The sequence below is a fragment of the Mesorhizobium delmotii genome, from assembly GCF_900149755.1.
Lineage (GTDB): Bacteria > Pseudomonadota > Alphaproteobacteria > Rhizobiales > Rhizobiaceae > Mesorhizobium > Mesorhizobium delmotii.
In genome coordinates this window covers 1-570 of the sequence record NZ_FUIG01000097.1, presented here as the reverse complement: position 1 = coordinate 570, position 570 = coordinate 1, and the positions used below count along the sequence as shown (strand labels likewise).

Annotated in this window: 2 tRNA genes; both read left to right on the top strand. The window is 57.4% G+C overall.

The features are described from left to right. The first annotated feature begins 159 nt into the window (after positions 1–159). Positions 160–236 (top strand) — tRNA-Ile (locus BQ8482_RS35555). 54 nt (positions 237–290) lie between these two features. Further along, positions 291–366 (top strand) — tRNA-Ala (locus BQ8482_RS35550). Positions 367–570: the final 204 nt, after the last annotated feature.

The window sequence follows — 570 nt, the reverse complement described above, 5'->3', positions numbered from 1 at the left end:
TTTCTCTTTCTTCGCGAATGACTTTGACTTGCGCTCGCGCGCCGCATCGCACCCTTTGGGTGCTGGCGCTCCGCGAGGGCGCGGCACAAGCCGCGACGGCCGGTTGGCCTTGCGAGACTTGCGTCTCGTTGGCGAAAGCCGATTTACGGCGCAGTCTTAGGGCTTGTAGCTCAGTTGGTTAGAGCGCGCGCTTGATAAGCGTGAGGTCGGAGGTTCAAGTCCTCCCAGGCCCACCATTCCTCGACAAGGGGTGCCCTAAGGCAGGGGTAACTTCGAAGAGGTGTTATCAAGGGGCCGTAGCTCAGCTGGGAGAGCGCCTGCTTTGCAAGCAGGATGTCGTCGGTTCGATCCCGTCCGGCTCCACCATCTCCGCGCAATCCGCAGGATTGTCGCTACCTCGTTCTGAAAAGAAAGAGGGGTGTCGAGTGGATGTGAAACCGGTTGCAAAGTCATTCGTTTCAAGAGTTTGCGGCGAGCCTTCTGGCTCTCCGCCTGTTCTGTATGACATCGTAAAGAGAAGATTTGTTCGAACTTCATATCCCCCGAAAAGGGGTGTGATTTGTCGCGGGA